Genomic DNA, 17,170 nt, shown 5'->3' on the forward strand with positions numbered 1-17,170 from the left:
CAGCAATGTATAATGTGGCATTATATTTACAGCCTTATACACCGCACAACAACGAATGGATGAAAACTAGTTCAACTTTCAGGAGAAATCTGCTGATCGGATTTGGCCTATCCTTATTCCTGCTGGTCATCAGCTCAGTTGCCTCTTTTTTCAGTATCAAAAACCTGATGGAAAGTGCGGCCCGGGTAGACCATACTAACCAGGTGATCATGGGGCTTGAAAACATCATCTCCTACATGAAGGATGGGGAAACAGGGCAAAGGGGCTACCTGCTCACAGGCAACCAGGAATTCCTGGCTCCCTACAAAGGGGCATTTGACAGTGCTATTGCAGGTGTTCAACAGGTAAAGCAAATGACTGTGGATAATCCTCCACAACAAACCTCAATAGAACAGTTACGCCTCCTCATTATGAGGAGACAGGCACTCCTGCAGCGATCTGTCGAAGCGAGAAGTGCTGGCCGGCCTATCAGCTATGATAGCCTGCAAAGTGGTCGTATGATTATGGAAGATGCCCGCAATGTGGTCAAGGTCATGGAAGCGAGGGAAAAATCTTTGCTACAGAAACGTATCGACCGTATGAGCCGCGTTTCCGGTTATACGCCCATCGTTATTGTAATCGCTGCTATTTTCGCGCTATTGATCACGTCTATATTTTATGTAAGAGTAAAACGGGATTTCGACGTCCGTACAGGGTTACAACACGCGCTGGAAGAAAAAGACCGGGAAATAACCCGCCGCATCCATATCATCCGCAGTATTGCCGAAAAGATCTCTGATGGAGACTATGCTACCCGTGTCAATGATGAAGAGAAAGATGGACTGGGCAACCTGTCTGTCGCCCTCAATAAAATGGCCAGGTCGCTCGAAGAAGCTTTCAACCAGCTGGGTGAAAAGGAATGGCACCAGACGGGGGTGGCTAACCTGAATAATAAAATGGTAGGCGAGAAGACGGTGGAAGTGCTCTCGGCACACATCATCGAATTCCTGGCAGAATATACCCGTAGCCAGGTGGGTGCTTTGTATGTAAATGAGTCCAACAAGAAACTGTGGCTCTCCGGCAGCTATGCGTTCTTACCTACGGAAGAAAGGGAAGAAATCAATTTCGGTCATGGACTGATAGGACAGTGTGCTGCCAGCGCCAAAACGATTATACTCTCTGGCGTAGTACCTGAAAACATCAGCATCAGTTATGCTGCCGGCGAAATAAAACCGGCCAGCATCATCGCCGTGCCTATCAATTACGAAGGCCGGATCAAAGGGGTGATTGAACTGGCCAGTCTCACTCCGTACACCAAAAATGATGTAGCATTCCTGGAAGAGGTGAGTCACAACATCGGCCTCGCCATCATCACGGCCGAAAACCGCCGCCGCCTGCAGGAACTCCTGGAAGAAACACAGGCACAGTCAGAAGAACTGCAAACCCAACATTCCGAACTCGAAAATATCAATGCAGAGCTGGAAGCACAGGCGCATAAACTGCAGGCATCTGAAGAAGAACTCCGCGTGCAGCAGGAGGAGCTGCAACAGGCCAACCAGGAACTGGAAGAGCGCTCCCGCATGCTGGAAGACAGGAACCAGGTGATTGTAGAGCGTAACCTGGAAATCCAGAAGAAAGCGGAAGAACTGGAAGTAAGCACCAAGTACAAGTCAGAGTTCCTCGCCAATATGTCGCACGAGCTCCGTACCCCGCTCAACTCTATCCTGCTCCTGAGCCGCCTCATGGCAGAAAACAATGAAGGCAACCTGCTGGAAGACCAGGTAGAATCTGCCCGCGTGATCCAGAGCTCCGGCAAGGGCCTGCTTAACCTGATCGACGAGATCCTGGACCTCTCCAAGATTGAAGCCGGTAAGATGGACCTTGAAATGGCTAACGTACCGGTACACGATATCTGTACAGACATGGAATCCCTGTTTGCACCGATCGCCAGGGAAAAGAACCTGACGTTTACCGTCAACATCCTGGCCGATGCACCGGCACTGATCGAGACTGATAAAATGCGGCTGGAACAGATCCTGAAAAACCTGCTCTCCAATGCGCTGAAGTTTACCGCCAAAGGCGGGGTGACCCTGCAGGTAGGACTGATGCCTGATCAGCCAAATTACGTAAGGTTTGCCGTAAGAGATACAGGTATTGGTATACCCAAAGAAAAGCAGGCAGTCATCTTTGAAGCTTTTCAGCAGGCCGATGGTTCTACCCGCCGCAAGTATGGAGGTACAGGTCTGGGCCTTTCCATCAGCCGGGAGCTCACAAAGTTACTTCGTGGAGAACTGAAGCTGGATTCTGAATCAGAACATGGCAGTGAATTTATGGTGATCATTCCCATACGCCCGGGGGAGGCAGAGAAGGAACTGGTCCCGGAACCTACACAGGAACAGGCAGAAAAAGTATGGGCGGAAGCACAGCAACCTGCAGACAAATATGCTGACTTTATAGCCACTTCTATTCCGGATGAGATTCCTGACGATAGAAACGAAGTTACCGCCAATGATAAGATCATTCTCATCGTGGAAGATGATACGAATTACGCCCGCATATTGCTCGACTTTACCCGTAAGCGTGGATATAAAGGAATCGTGGCAGTAAGGGGAGACCAGGGCCTGGAATGGGCATTGAAATACAAGCCGGTTGCAATTCTGCTGGACATTGTACTGCCAGTACAGAGTGGCTGGCAGGTAATGGATGCCCTGAAATCGAACCCGGCTACCCGCCATATACCGGTGCACATCGTTTCGTCTATGGATGCGAGGCGGGAAAGTTTGCAGAAAGGAGCGGTAGACTTCATCAACAAGCCACTGGCGCTGGAGCAGATGCCACGCATCTTTCAGCAGCTGGAAGAAGCCCTGAGCAGGGGACCTAAGAAAGTATTGATTGCAGAAGAGAATCCGAAGCATGCGCAGGCCCTTGCTTACTTCCTGGAAAACTTCAATGTAAGTACAGAAATCACCAGCAATGTTAGCAACAGTATTACCGCCCTGCAAAAACAGGATGTGAACTGTGTGATCCTGGATATGGGGGTACCTGACCAGCATGCTTACGAAACGCTGGAAACGGTGAAGAACAACCCCGGCCTGGAAAATTTGCCTATCATCATCTTTACAGGTAAGAACCTGTCGCGTGCAGAGGAGCATAAAATCCGGCAGTATGCCGACAGCATTGTGATCAAAACGGCGCATTCCTACCAGCGTATGCTTGACGAGGTAGCACTGTTCCTGCACCTGGTAGAGGAAAAAGGCGGGCAAAAACCTACCCGCAGGCAACCGGGTAATCTGAAGGAAGTATTGAATGGCAAGACGGTGCTGATTGCGGATGATGATGTACGCAATATCTTTTCCCTGACGAAGGCGCTGGAACAACATAAAATGAAGATCATATCGGCGCTGGATGGGAAAGAGGCGATGCAGCAGCTGGAAAATAACAGGGAGGTAGACATTGTACTGATGGATATGATGATGCCGGAAATGGATGGGTATGAAACTATTCGCCGCATCAGGGAGGTGCCAAGGTATCGCCACCTGCCTATACTGGCGGTGACGGCTAAGACGATGATTGGAGACAGGGAGAAATGTATTCGTGCAGGAGCGTCTGATTATATTTCCAAACCTGTGGATATAGACCAGCTGGTATCGTTATTAAGAGTCTGGTTGTATGATAATTCCCGTAATGCTTAGCTAAGAATATGGTTGAATGATAATTCCCGTAATGCATAAAAGACAATGAAAAAGATTTTGATTATAGACGACGATTCGCGTAACATTTACGCCTTAAGACTGGTACTGAAGGCGAAAGGATTTGAGGTATTGACAGCAGCGGATGCCCCGGCGGGCATCCGGATACTGAGGACGGAAAAGGGGGTTAAGGTGGTATTGATGGATATGATGATGCCGGAGATGGATGGGTATGAGGCATTGTCGATTTTGAGAAATGACCCGGAGCTGGCGGAGATACCTGTAATAGCGGTAACGGCGCAGGCGATGGTAGGTGATAAAGAGAAGTGCCTGGCGGCGGGGGCGAATGGTTATGTGAGTAAGCCGATAGATGTGGATGTGTTGCTGGAACTATTGGAGCAACAATAATTAGTTAATTCGCATAGATGAAGTGGCAGAACCCATTTTTTTTGCAGCTTACTATTGGAGCAACAATAATTAATTGATTCCCATGGAAGGGGGCTTATTTACACCTTGATAACTTTACGGATTCCTAAAAAAACTAAATCGTTAAAGCAATAAAGCGTCCTTGTTTCAGTTAATAAATCGTACGTTTACCCGCGGTTTTAAAGGTAAATTTTACATGATTTTCCTTTCCGGAATAAGCCATGGACGGCATAAAAAGCGTAAAATATACCTGTTAACATGGTATTAACGTTTTGGAGATCAGGGAAATATGATATTTACGGTAACAACTGTTAACGATTTCCCAAAAACACGCTGTATGCAGTACATGGATGATTCGGTAATGCTGGCTGCCCTCAAAGGCGGAGATTTGAAAGCTTATCAGTATTTCTTTATGAAATATTATAAGCCATTATGCCTGAAGGCCAGGACAATGCTCACGGTAATGGAGGAGGCGGAGCAATTGGTGCAGCATGTATTTGTACAGGTATGGGAAGAACAGCTTTATCTTGAAATAGACCACTCTATGGGTGGATATTTATATAAAATGGTTCATAACAGTTGTGTTAACCTGGTAAAGAAGAGCAATTCTGACGACCGCTTTTCTGCTGATCCCGGTTTACTTATGGTTCGACATGTTGAGTTCCCTTTACCGACATCCTATAACCAGGTAGATTTGAATGGTGCATTGAGTTTGTCCGGCTCTGAAAAAGACAGGGTTGAGCATTTCAGGAGAATAATGGAAAACGGTGTATTGTATGCTAAACAGTTATGCAGAGAAGTCCTCAGAACACTCGGGCTTCGCAAATAGAGATTATTAATGCCAACGAAAAACCTGTCCCCCTTTTGTAGGTGGCAATTTTCTTTTTTAGCTCAATGTATTATAACGAAGAACATATCTTTCAACTGATCCTTGAAAAGTTGAGCGGTGAAATCAGCCCGGAAAACCTCGACTACCTGAATAAGGCAGCCGCGGCGGATCCGAGTGTCCGGCGGTGTCTCGACGAAATGGAAGATGCGCTGGAAGCTGCAGGACCCGGCTTTATGACGGATGTGTATAATGAAATGGCGTGGGGAAAGGTGTTGTCGCTGCTGGAGGTAGATCAGCAGGATGGGCAGAAGCAGGAGGAGCCTGTGGTAGGGCCGGGTGCAGGTGAGGCAGGGGAAGAACCTTTGGAGACTGCTGGTGTAACAGGGGGGCTGGAAGAACCTGTAGTAAATTCTGATGCAGGTGAGGTATGGGAAGAACCTGTAGTAAATTCCAGTGCAGCTGAGATACGGAAAGAACCTTTGGTAATTTCCGTTGCATCTGACGTGCCGGAAGAACCCCTGGAACAATTGCGACCTGTTAAACAACCGGTATCTAAATTATGGCTGGCCGCTGCCAGTTTACTCATGCTTATTTCTATCGGACTGTTTTCCCTGCTTTCGGTCAATAAACGACCCTCCAATGCGGTGATGGCTGGTACTGCTACCACCGGCATGATCAAACTGCTCCTGGATAATGGAGATACCATCAGTCTCCCGGAAAACAATAGCGAAGACATTGCTGCCCGGCAGGCAAAATTGCATCCTGTACCCGGTCAGCTCACCTTTACACCTACCGGCAATGCTAACGGCTGGAACACTTTATTAGTTCCCACAGGCAGAGATTACAGGGTGGTGCTCGCCGATGGCTCACAGGTACATCTCAATGCTTTTTCCCGGCTTCGCTTTCCATTTGCTTTCAACGGAAGCACAAGGGAAGTCTACCTGGAAGGAGAAGCTTATTTTAACATTGCCCCTGATCCCCGGCATCCATTTATTGTGCATACGGGTGCAATCGATACAAAAGTACTGGGTACCGCATTTAATGTGAATGCGTATACTGATAGCCTGATCGTTACCTCCCTGGTACAGGGAAGTGTGAGTACAACACGGAGCCAGGAATCAGCTGTGTTGCTAAAGCCCGGTATGGAAACGGTGTATGCAGCCGGCCACTCACAAATTGTACGTGCATTTGATGAAAATATCACGTTGGGCTGGCGCAAAGGAGAATATACTTATTACAACCAGCCATTAAGCGCCATCGATGCGGTGATCCGCCACTGGTACGGCAAAACATTGGTGCTGGCAGATACTACCCTCAAATATAAAATGCTCACAGGTGTGATAGAAAGAGACCATCCTGTTACCGAATTCCTCGACGGCCTGAAAAAAACTTCCGGTATAGCATATCACATTACAGCAGAGAAGATTTATCTTAGTACCAACAATTAAGAGGGAGTCCCATCAGGACGAAAGCATTTACGTTATGACGTAAACTCAATTAAGAGGAAGTCCTATCAGGACGAAAGCATTTACGTTATGACGTAAACTCAATTAAGAGGAAGTCCCATCAGGACAAAAGCATTTACGTTATGACGTAAACTCATTAAGAGGAAGTCCCATCAGGACGAAAGCATTTACGTGGTAACGTAAACTCAATTAAGAGGAAGTCCCATCAGGACGAAAGCATTTACGTAGTGGCGTAAACTCAACCAGTTTAAAACTTGTCAGAAAAGCCAACAAGTCCGTACCTTAAAACTCGAGGATGGCCAAGCATGTTTGTAGCGCTATTGGAACCCTTTGTGTTTTATACCTTTTTTTACTGCCGTCCGCTGGCTTGGCCCAATCTGCTAACCACAGTGTGAAAATAACGGTGGTGGGTAAACACCTTCCATTATCAGCGATTTTTAAAAGTATTTCTAAGCAGACCGGTTACTATTTTGTTTTCGATAATGCTATCCTGGATGAGTCAGAAAAGGTAACTGTCCACTTTCGAAAAGTACCCTGGGAACAGGTATTGCAAATCGTATTACAAGGTAAAAACATCAGCTGGGCACTGCTGAACAACAGGATCTTTTTACAAAAGCCGGCGAATGCCAGCACTATACCAGCACCTGTTCCTGCAAAGGATACCCTGCACTATGCCGTAAAGGGCTATATCAGAACAGATGGCGAACAACCTGTACCTGGTGTAACCGTGATGCTCAAAGGTACTTCCCGTGGTATCACCACAGGTAATGACGGTGCATTTGAACTCAACCAGCTGCCCCGCAATGCTGTATTACACATTTCATCGCTGGGCTTTGCACCACTCGATACGATATTGACTCCCTTCCGTACCCATGTGATTCACCTGTCAGAAGCGGTGAATAGCCTGGATGCTGCCGTAGTAATCGGGTATGGGGCCAGTAGCCGCCGCCTGCTCACGGGCAATGTGAACCGCATTTCCGGGCAGCAGATCGCTACCCAGCCGGTGGTAAACCCCCTCACAGCACTGCAGGGACAGATTCCCGGATTACTCATCACCAATACCAACGGCCTGCCCGGTGCCGAAATCAAAGTATACATCAGGGGGCGTAATTCCATTGCCGCAGGTAATAATCCCCTGTTCATCATCGATGGTGTTCCTTTTGATATTACCCCGCTCAATAACACAGATGAACTACAGGGCGCTATTAAGTATATCAGCCCTTTTAACAGCATCAATCCATCTGATATAGAAAGTGTCGACATCCTCAAAGATGCGGATGCTACGGCTATCTATGGCTCCCGTGGAGCCAATGGTGTGATCCTTGTGACCACCAAAAGAGGAAAACCCGGTAGGCCCCTGCTCGACCTGAATGTTTACCAGGGCGCGGGGCGTACAGCAGGTTCCCAGCGCATGCTGAATACCAGCCAGTACCTGATGCTGAGAAGGGAGGCTTTTAAAAACGACGGTGTCACCCCTACCGAAGCAGAAGCTCCCGATTTATTGTTGTGGGATACCACCCGCAGCACGAACTGGTCAAAATACCTTACGGGGGGCACTGCACCGGTTACCAATGCACTACTGAGCTATTCCGGGGGGAGTGACCGCACTACTTTCAGGCTGGCGGGTAACTATTACAGGCAGGGTTCCGTATTGCCGGCTGCACTGACGTATGCACGGGGTGGCGGGCATTTCAGTATACAGCATCACGATGTGAATGAGCGTTTTGAAGTGAACAGTACGACCTTATTTACAAAGGATAATAATAAAAGCATTTCCAACGATCTCTTTTCGCTGGTGAACCTGCCTCCTGATTATCCTATGTATGACAGTAATGGAAAGTTTTTCTGGGGTTCTTCCTTCGATAATCCGGCAGCCTATTTAATACAGCATGCCAACAGTAAGACGAGCAATCTGCTCAGCAATGCCGTGCTGCGCTACCGGTTGCTACCGGGGTTGTACCTGAAGGCCAGTGGCGGGTATGCCCGCATTGATATGCAACAGACCTTTTCCTATCCGCAATCTTCCCAGCACCCGGATTATGCGCCTACCAGTTTTACGAGAGTGGCAGACAACAGGAGAACAACCTACATTATCGAACCACAGGCCGATTACACCCTACGTATTGCAAAGGGGAGCCTGCATGCATTGGTAGGGGGCACTTTTCAACGCACCCGCAGCACGGGCAAGTTTGCCGAAGGCCGGGGCTATGCAGATGAAAGCCAGTTAGGCTCACTGGCCGGTGCAGATACCATTATCCGGAAGCCGGATAAGCATGTGGAATACAGGTATATTTCTTTCTTTACCCGTTTGAATTATAACTGGCAGGACAAGTACCTGCTGAGTATGAGTTACAGAAGGGATGGTTCTTCCCGCTTTGGTCCGGGCAGGCAGTTTGGGGATTTTGGCGCAGTTGGTGCAGGATGGATCTTCTCAGAAGAATCCTGGATGGGCGATCTGACCTGGCTGAGTTTTGGGAAACTTCGTGTGAGTGCCGGGATCACGGGCAATGACCAGATACCCGATTACCAGTATATGAGCAACTATGGGGTGAATGGTAATTACCAGAACAGCAGCACACTATCGCCGTTGCGCATTGCCAATAACGACTATAGCTGGGAGGAAAACAGGAAGCTGGAAGCAGCACTGGAACTGGGTTTCCTGCATGACCGGCTTTTCTTTGCCATAGCACGGTACGATAACCGGAGCAGCAACCAGCTGGTAGGGTACCAGTTACCCGGCATCTCCGGCTTTGGCAGTTACCAGGCGAACCTGCCTGCTGTGGTACGTAACCGGGGATGGGAAATAGAACTCACTGCTACCAATATAAAGCGTAAACAATTCAGCTGGAAGAGTAGTCTGAACGCCACTTTCTTTGGCAATAAATTACAGGCATTCAAGGGGCTCGCCACCTCTTCGTATGCGAATACATTTGTGATAGGGCAGTCGTTGAACATTGTGAGGGGATATCACTTCCTGGGTGTAAACCCCGGGACGGGCGTTGCGTTGTTTGAAGATGTGAATAAGGATGGTAGTCTTTCCAGCAACAATGATTTTGTGACGATTGCCAATGTGGATCCACGTTATTATGCAGGGCTCACAAACGATATTACCTTCAGGCATTTTTCTTTGAGTTGCTTTCTGCAATATGTAAGACAGCAGGGGCAAACACTGGTCAATACACCGGGCAGTCAGCGGAATGAAACGGTGACCGCCCTCCATCGCTGGCAGCGTGCAGGGGATCATACCAATGTGCAAAGGGCCAGTGCCACGGCGGGTAATGAGGCATATGATCTGAATGCGAACCTGTCACTTTCCAATGCGGCTTATATGGATGCTTCTTACCTGCGGCTCAGGAGTCTGAATATCTCTTATGCGTTGCCTGCCACCTGGACCAAGCGGGCGCGCCTGACCAGTGCCAGGGTATATGCAGAAGGGCAGGATCTTTTTATTATTTCACCTTACAAGGGTGCAAACCCCGAAACACAGCTGGCATTGCCACCTATGAGAATTGTGACGGGTGGTGTGCAGTTAACACTATAGTACATGGCGTATGTAAGAATCATATTACTGGCACTCTGCCTGGTATCGTGCAGGAAACTGCTCACTGTTTCTACCCCGGACAGCGAGCAGAGTTCAGATACTGTATTTGGTGCGGATGCCAGTGCGGATAATGCGGTGGCAGATATTTACTACACCATGGGTATGTATTACAATGGCAATTTATTGTCTGCCATCAATGGTATGACAGGGGATGAAGGGGGTACGCTGGACGCGTATTACCAGCGCTATGTCAACAATAGTATTCCATCGGATGATGCACAGCTCAACCAGGTCTGGAAGGCATATTATAGAGCCATTTACCGTTGTAATGCCGTGCTGGAAGGCTTGTTGCAGTCCACGAACCTGACCCCTGCCAGGGTGCAGCAATGGACGGGAGAGGCAAAGTTTATGCGGGCATTGTGTTATTACTATCTCATGAACTGCTGGGGGGATGTGCCTTATATTACAACGACGGATGTGGCACAAACGGCACTGGCTTACCGTACAAGTGTAGATAGCATCCGGGTGTGGATGCGGCAGGATTTGCTCAGTGCCACCAACCTGTTGCAGACCAGCTATCCCGGCACAGAAAGAGTGAGAGCCAACAGGTGGGCGGCAATAGCTTTGCTGGCAAGGATTGCGCTGCAGGAGGGGGATGCTGAAAGTGCGGAGTACTATGCTACGCAGGTGATCAATGCGGGTGTGTATCGCTTATGTGTGCAGGACAGTGCATTCCTGTACAATAGTCCGCAGGCGATCTTACAGATATGGACCAGTGAAGGGTATACTTTGCCCGGGCAATTATTTATCCCGCTGGAAGACGGTATATCTTATTACCCGTTGTCGGCAGACCTGGTAGCGGCGTTTGAGAATGGAGATCTCCGCAAGGCGGCGTGGACGCGATCATTTACATATGGAACAGGTACTTACTATTACCCTTATAAATATAAGAAACGGGGCGCTACCACAGGCGAAGACAGGGAATACCTGATGGTAATGCGGTTGGCGGAGCAATACCTGATCAGGGCAGAGGCGCGCGTGCTGCAGGATAATTTTGCCGGTGCGGTTGCCGATCTGAATGTGATCAGGGAACGGGCAGGATTGAATGACCTCGGTATAGTCGCTGACAAGCGGCAGTGTATGGATGCCGTGTTGCAGGAGCGAAGGGCAGAGCTGTTCTGCGAATGGGGAGACCGCTGGCTCACGCTGCAACGCCGGGGCATCATGAACGAGGTATTGGGTACGCTGAAGCCTTCTTACTGGAAAGACTGGGCGGCATATTATCCTATTCCACAGCAGGAGCGGGACAGTGATCCTAATTTAACACAGAATCCCGGGTATCAATAGCAAAGCTATAAATGTAATCCCTGCACTGGGCGACCAGTTTATCATCAAAGATAAAAATGCGGCGTACTTTTTCCGGTTTCAGTGGCAGGTAAAAACTGCCCAGGTAATGACCTGTACTGAGGTCATACTTATCGATGGCAGCATTGTTTGTGAATTTACCTGCAGCTTCATGATCTCCTTTCAGGAGGGAGTGTATGAACAATTTTCCTTTGTATACAAAACTGGCGTTGTTGATCATCGGGTCAGGCCCCTGGCTGGTGAACACGTGTTCCTTGCGGGCAGTGGCTTCGGCCAGCTGGTAATGGGAGTAGCTGGAGGTGTCTATGGTATGGCCAGCCAGTGTTTTTTGCAGGGAGGTATCGAAGCTGAAAAACCGGTTGGAGTAAAAATGTGTATAGATCAGCTGGTGGGTAGCTGTATCATAAATCAGGCTGCCGTCGGTACTCATGCCACCATCCTGGTGGAGTGCGGACAGGTTCTTTTCGGTCGTAATAGCCTGGGTGGTGGTATTGACTTTCAGGAATTGCTGGTCGGATATTGTTCTGTCCAGTTTGCGGAGGATGAACTGATCCGGGCCGATGGCAATTGCTTTTGAAAAACCGCCGGGCGGGAGTCTGAATACCTGTGCGGGGCCACCGGAGAGGGACAGGGTAATGATCGCCGGCATGTTATAGCCATAGATGTGTACGAGGGGGGAGTCTATGGTGGTGTAGAAATACGTTTGCAGGGAATCGAGGAGGCCCTGGGAGAGGGAGAGCCTGATTCGCTTAGGGTGTTTAAAATGGTAGTCGGTACAGAGAATAACGGTGGGGTCGGTGGTGGTGAAAAAGAGCTGGGTGGCGGTAGCGCCGCTCACGAGCTGGATGCTGTCGCCGGTGGGCATATTGCCCAGTGGGGTGAGGGAGCTGGCGGGCTGGATGGTTCTGTCAAATCCATTGAGCACTTTGTTGGGGAGTGGCGCAGACTTCACCAGGAAAGTGATGATGGCGATGGCGCTGAGGAGGAGGAGGGTGAGCGTTAAAATAGCTTTGCGCATGGTTGTTTTTTATATGAAGCGGGGCTGATGCTGAATGGAGATCAGCCCCTGAAAATTTTAGGAATGTTGGCTTATGGGCGATAGATTACGTTGTACCCATTGTCGAGATCCGTGGCGCAAACCCGGACGTTGCCCCCGTTGCAATACTGAATTTTGATGTCACTGGCGAGACCTGTTTTAATGGTCCCTTCCCAGAGCATCCAGCTGGTTACACGTTTATGGCTGGCAAACGCGGAACCTGCCGCCAGGGCGGCGGCGAGCAAGGTGATACTAAGGGTCTTTTTCATGGTCTTAAGGATTAATTTAACTGATAAATGCCTACTCTTTTCTACAGGTTTTCGGCGGTTCCTGGCAATGTCTTTCATCGCGGTTTTGTTACGTGCAAGAGAATGCCGATAGTAGTAATGATTACGAACGCTGAATTAAAAATGATATGTGCCTGCCAGGAGAGGTGCTGCAACACGCCTCCGCAGGAACAGGGTATATAAGGGCTGTACCTGAGCATTGCCGACAGGTAAAGTGTGAACAGGCAAAGTAGAAAAAAGGAGGCGTAAAGGCCCTGTAAACGGGTTTTACTGACCAGTAGCAGGCCAGCTATGATCAGTTCTCCCAGGGGCAGTGCCCACGAGATGATAGCTGCATATTGGGTAATGAAGGGCGATTGGCTGAGTTGTCTGCTGAATACGGAATACTCCAGTAGTTTACTGATACTGGTATATACAAACAGGAAGACCAGCAATGCTGATATTAGTTCAATCCATCTTTTTCTTGGCATAGGGCTGGGAATGGGGGCTAATATAGTGCTTATTTTTAATTTGTTTATAAAAAAATAAGGACCGCAATTGCGGTCCTTATTAAAATCTTCACCTTATATCCCGTTTCCTTACTTCCTGCGCCTGCGTAACCAGATTCACGGGAAAATGTTCTGTTACATACTCATCAAATCCAATTCCCAATCTTCTTGCGTCTCTTTCCATATTTTCCAGCTTTTCCAGCATGTGCTGCTGGTGTCGCCTGATATGTTCTTCATTAGAAGAATCGTTTCCGTTTGGGGCTAACCAGGCTTGCTGTAAAGCCACCTCATTGCGCAGGGCTTCGAATCGTGTATCCATCTGAAGAAAAGCAGTATGAAAATATTCCAGTTTTTCTAACAGGGAACGATCAAAGTGATATTGTAAAATATTGGCTAACTGGGTCTTAAGGTTGATATTCCGGTTTTCCAGTACGGCCAGTTGTTTTTTGCACCTGTCAAGGGCATTGCGCAAGTCTTCCATCGCTAAAAATCTTATCAGTTCAAAGATACTTAGCGCCTGTTTGGCCAAACAGGATACGGGTCAGTAAGAAAACTGATTTTTATCATGCCTAGTTTACAAGGTTCGCCAGCTTTTGCTCGTTCAGGATCGTGATAACCCCTTGTTTGATCTCCAATAACTTCTCGTCTCTGAAATCGCCCAATGTTCTGATCATGGATTCTGTAGCTGTACCTGCGATAGTTGCCAGATTTTCTCTGGAGATGTCGATCGAGAACGGCTGATCCTTGGCTACATGGTATTTCTTTTTCAGGAACAGGAGGGCTTCGGCCACTTTCTTACGCAGGGAGCTGTAAGCGATGTGAAGCAGTTGTTGTTCTTTTTCGGTAATGTTTTTTGCCAGCAGGCGGATAAATTGCTGGGCTACTTCCCGGTTATTGTTAATGAGTGTCTCAAAGTCTTCCCTGGGAATGGCGGTCAGTTCACAATCATCCAGTGCTTCTGCATTTTCGTGATAGTTGCTGCCTTCCAGGAGGGCTACATAGCCCAGGAAGTCACCGGCGCTGTAGAGGTTAGCTGCCAGTTCTTTACCGTCGTTATTTACCTTGTAGGTTTTTACCCTTCCTTTTTGTATGTAATACAGGCTGGTAGGGCGGTTGCCTTCCTGGTAAATGAGTTGTTTTTTCTTGAACCGGTCGGTATTACCTTCTTCCATGAGGGTTTGTAGTGTGTTTGTGCCGGTTGCACTCGTCAATAGCTGTTGTAATCCTTCCATATCTGACGTAAGTTCCAGTTTCTTAACAGCGGCTTTCTTCAGCCTTCTTTCCACGGCATTCAGCAGGTCGGTGCCACTGAATGGCTTGGTGATATAATCGTCCGCGCCCATTTCCATACCTTTACGGAAATCGCTACGTTCACTCTTAGCGGTTAGGAAGATAAAGGGAGTATCCTGTACGTCGGGGTTCTTTTGCAGCAGGTGCAGTACCCCGTATCCATCTAATACTGGCATCATGATATCACATACCACCAGGTCTGGTTGGTGTTCCAGCGCCAGTTCCACGCCGGTTTTGCCGTTTTCGGCGGTGAGTACTTTGTAGTTGGCCAGTTCAAGGATTTCGGCGGTGTTCTCGCGAATATCGTCATTGTCCTCTATTAGTAAGATAGTTTTCATCATTTGAGCATTTTAATTAAGATTGCAGAAAGGTCACTGTAAAGGTAGTACCTTTATTTAATTCACTCTTACATGTGATTTTTCCATTCATCAATTCTGCATATTTACTTACAATGTGCAGCCCCAATCCTGTCCCCTGTATATTGCTGACATTGGTGCCCCTGAAAAACCGCTCAAACAGATGTTGCTGGTCCTCTTCGGAGATGCCTATACCGGAATCGCTTACTTCGAGTTTGATAATATGTCCTTTCTGAAGGGTATTGACGCGGATCACCGCATGTTTTCCGGAGAATTTGATCGCATTGCCCAGTAAATTGAGCATAATGTGTTTGATCAGTGAAGGGTCCAGTTTTACTTTGGAAGGGCCTTTGTGTTCGTACTCAATTTTCTGGCCTTCCTGTACCAGATCCTGCATTTCCTGGATAATGGCGGTGGTGTGCTGCTGTATATCAAAGGTATTGCTTCGAACCTGCACACCTCCTTCTTCAATTTTGCCTACAGACAGGAAATCATTCAATACTTCGGTGAGCAGGGTCACGGAAGAGATGATTCGTTGTATATGTTTACTTCTCTTAGGTTGGTCTTCAGTATTTATATATTGGTTTACCAGGAAAGCTGAGGAAAGAATGGTACTGAGGGGTGTTCTGAACTCGTGGGAGGCCATAGACACGAAGCGGCTTTTCAGCTCACTCAGTTCTTTTTCCTTGTTCAGCGCCATCATCACTTCCTGTTTGGAGAGTTCCAGTTGTTCCAGGGCATGGGTAAGTTGCTGGGTACGTTCCGCAATCTTCTGTTCCAGCTCATTATGCATTTTTTCGAGCTTTTCTTCCGCCTTTTTCCTTTCAGTGATATTATTGATATAGGAGATGACGAAAGAACCTTCCTCATGTTGGTATTGACTGAGGCTGACCTCCACGGAGAATTCAGTGCCATCCTTTTTGAGCGCAAAGAGATCCATGCCGATACCCATAGGGCGGCTTTGGGGTTGGCTACTGAAGTTGTCGCGGTATTCTTCATGTTTGGGCCGGAAGCGCATGGGCAGGAGGAGTTCAATGGTTTTGCCAATGAGCTCTTCTCTTTGATAACCAAATTGTTCCAGTGCAAAGTCGTTGATAAGCACGATCTCTCCCTGCCGGTTGGTTACCAGTATGCCAATGCTGGCAAAATTGAACAGCGCTTCAAAGCGTTGTAATTCTTTATCGTATTCCTTTTTATACAGGTTGTTACCGTAGAGCATAGTTACAAGATCAGCCTTACGGCTGTAAAATTCCGCTACGGTGGGGTGAATGCATATGATCAGTGTCAGTAGTACCGGTGATTATCATCATCGGCCATAGGGTGCAAGCCATTTTGCGGCCAGCGATGGCCAGGTTTCGCCTGCCACGTTGCCTTTGCGGAGGCCATATCCGTGACCGCCTTTGGGTAAAAAGTGCAGTTCTACCGGCACTTTTGCATCCCGAAGGGCGCCTGCCATGACCAGGGCGCTATTGCCGTAAGGATCGTCGGCAGTGGCGAAGAGGAACATGGGCGGGGTATTGGCGTTTACCCTGAGCTCAGGGGTGAGGGAGCGGTTTTCTCCCTTGTCCAGGTAAGCAGGGTAGATCAGCACAGTAAAGGCCGGTTTGGCAGATAGGTTGTCTGCCGCATCTGCTTTGGTGTAACTGTCTGAATCATAGAGTGTACTGATGCGGGCGCTGAGGCTGCCGCCGGCAGAAAACCCTAATATACCTACTTTGTCAGGGTTGATCTTATATTCCGCTGCCCTGCTTTTTACCAGGCGGATGGCACGTTGTGCATCCTGTAAGGCGCCTTGTTCTTTGCCAGGTACGCGGTATTGGAGCACGAAAGCGGTGAAACCGAGGGTATTGAGCCATTGGGCAATTTCGTAGCCTTCGTGGTTGATAGCGAGTATTTGGTAACCACCGCCAGGGCATACGATCACGGCTGCCCCATTTGGTTTGGCCGGGCGGAAAACCTGGAGGGTAGGGTCGGTCACATCGGTGAGGCGAACCACATGGTTGGATGTGTCAGGTGTAGTTATAGCCGGGTGTTTCGGAGCAGTTTCCCCGGGAACATCGCCTGGCCATATATGAATAATGATGTCTTTATCCTGGGCAATTGTATGCATACCAATAGCTAATACTATGACGAGTAGTCTGATAGTTTTCATAAGTGGAAATGTATGGAATAAAAATAAGTATTCCGGGAAAGAAAAAAAATGTTTTAGGTCATATTGGGGAAGAATCAGTTCTTTGGGAGGGTAATAGTTTGAAAATCAGTATTAGGTTATAGAAGCGTCGAAGAAGCATCGAAGACGCGTCGAACAACGGTCGAAGAACAGTCGAACAACGGTCGAAGAAAGCTTATAGAAAGCTTATAGAAAGCTTATAGCATGTCAGTTATTTGGATTGCATAAAAACCCTATCTTCGTCAGAC

The 17,170-nt window shown here is 48.2% G+C and carries 13 protein-coding genes; 6 read left to right on the top strand and 7 right to left on the bottom strand.

Translation table 11 applies throughout. The features are described from left to right. Positions 1–59 precede the first annotated feature (59 nt). From ABDW16_RS07535 to ABDW16_RS07560, 6 genes are all read left to right on the top strand, one after another. Complete coding sequence (locus ABDW16_RS07535; RefSeq protein WP_343668799.1) at positions 60–3,671, top strand: response regulator; 3,612 nt, start codon at positions 60–62, stop codon at positions 3,669–3,671. A gap of 45 nt (positions 3,672–3,716) precedes the next feature. Continuing rightward, the gene (locus ABDW16_RS07540; RefSeq protein ID WP_343668800.1) at positions 3,717–4,076 is read left to right on the top strand and encodes a response regulator; all 360 of its coding nucleotides are present in this window, start codon (positions 3,717–3,719) and stop codon (positions 4,074–4,076) included. A 355-nt stretch (positions 4,077–4,431) separates the two neighbouring features. Beyond that, complete coding sequence (locus ABDW16_RS07545; protein WP_343668801.1) at positions 4,432–4,923, top strand: sigma factor; 492 nt, start codon at positions 4,432–4,434, stop codon at positions 4,921–4,923. 65 nt (positions 4,924–4,988) lie between these two features. Then, a complete protein-coding gene (locus ABDW16_RS07550; RefSeq protein ID WP_343668802.1) occupies positions 4,989–6,371 on the top strand; it encodes a FecR domain-containing protein in 1,383 nt (460 codons plus the stop codon). A gap of 409 nt (positions 6,372–6,780) precedes the next feature. Next, positions 6,781–9,930, top strand: coding sequence for a SusC/RagA family TonB-linked outer membrane protein (locus tag ABDW16_RS07555; protein WP_343668804.1), 3,150 nt, complete (start codon positions 6,781–6,783; stop codon positions 9,928–9,930). 3 nt (positions 9,931–9,933) lie between these two features. Then, on the top strand, positions 9,934–11,277 hold the full coding sequence (locus ABDW16_RS07560) for a RagB/SusD family nutrient uptake outer membrane protein (RefSeq protein WP_343668805.1): 1,344 nt from the start codon (positions 9,934–9,936) through the stop codon (positions 11,275–11,277). Here the strand turns inward: ABDW16_RS07560 and ABDW16_RS07565 are convergent. The 7 genes from ABDW16_RS07565 to ABDW16_RS07595 all read right to left on the bottom strand — a co-directional run bounded on the left by ABDW16_RS07565 (position 11,246) and on the right by ABDW16_RS07595 (position 16,904). Further along, positions 11,246–12,313, bottom strand: a complete 1,068-nt coding sequence (locus ABDW16_RS07565; protein ID WP_343668806.1) for a hypothetical protein — start codon at positions 12,311–12,313, stop codon at positions 11,246–11,248. The genes ABDW16_RS07560 and ABDW16_RS07565 overlap by 32 nt on opposite strands. Before the next feature lie 71 nt (positions 12,314–12,384). Next, on the bottom strand, positions 12,385–12,600 hold the full coding sequence (locus tag ABDW16_RS07570; protein WP_343668807.1) for a hypothetical protein: 216 nt from the start codon (positions 12,598–12,600) through the stop codon (positions 12,385–12,387). 74 nt (positions 12,601–12,674) lie between these two features. Beyond that, the gene (locus tag ABDW16_RS07575; RefSeq protein ID WP_343668808.1) at positions 12,675–13,088 is read right to left on the bottom strand and encodes a MauE/DoxX family redox-associated membrane protein; all 414 of its coding nucleotides are present in this window, start codon (positions 13,086–13,088) and stop codon (positions 12,675–12,677) included. 88 nt (positions 13,089–13,176) lie between these two features. Beyond that, positions 13,177–13,587, bottom strand: coding sequence for a hypothetical protein (locus ABDW16_RS07580; protein ID WP_343668809.1), 411 nt, complete (start codon positions 13,585–13,587; stop codon positions 13,177–13,179). A gap of 88 nt (positions 13,588–13,675) precedes the next feature. Beyond that, positions 13,676–14,737, bottom strand: coding sequence for a response regulator (locus ABDW16_RS07585; protein ID WP_343668810.1), 1,062 nt, complete (start codon positions 14,735–14,737; stop codon positions 13,676–13,678). Between the two features lie 13 nt (positions 14,738–14,750). Continuing rightward, positions 14,751–15,971 carry a PAS domain-containing sensor histidine kinase gene (locus tag ABDW16_RS07590; protein ID WP_343668811.1) on the bottom strand — a complete coding sequence of 407 codons (1,221 nt, stop codon included), beginning with the start codon at positions 15,969–15,971 and terminating at the stop codon, positions 14,751–14,753. 87 nt (positions 15,972–16,058) lie between these two features. Beyond that, on the bottom strand, positions 16,059–16,904 hold the full coding sequence (locus ABDW16_RS07595; RefSeq protein WP_343668813.1) for an alpha/beta hydrolase: 846 nt from the start codon (positions 16,902–16,904) through the stop codon (positions 16,059–16,061). Positions 16,905–17,170: the final 266 nt, after the last annotated feature.

Source organism: Chitinophaga sp. (assembly GCF_039596135.1).
Lineage (GTDB): Bacteria > Bacteroidota > Bacteroidia > Chitinophagales > Chitinophagaceae > Chitinophaga.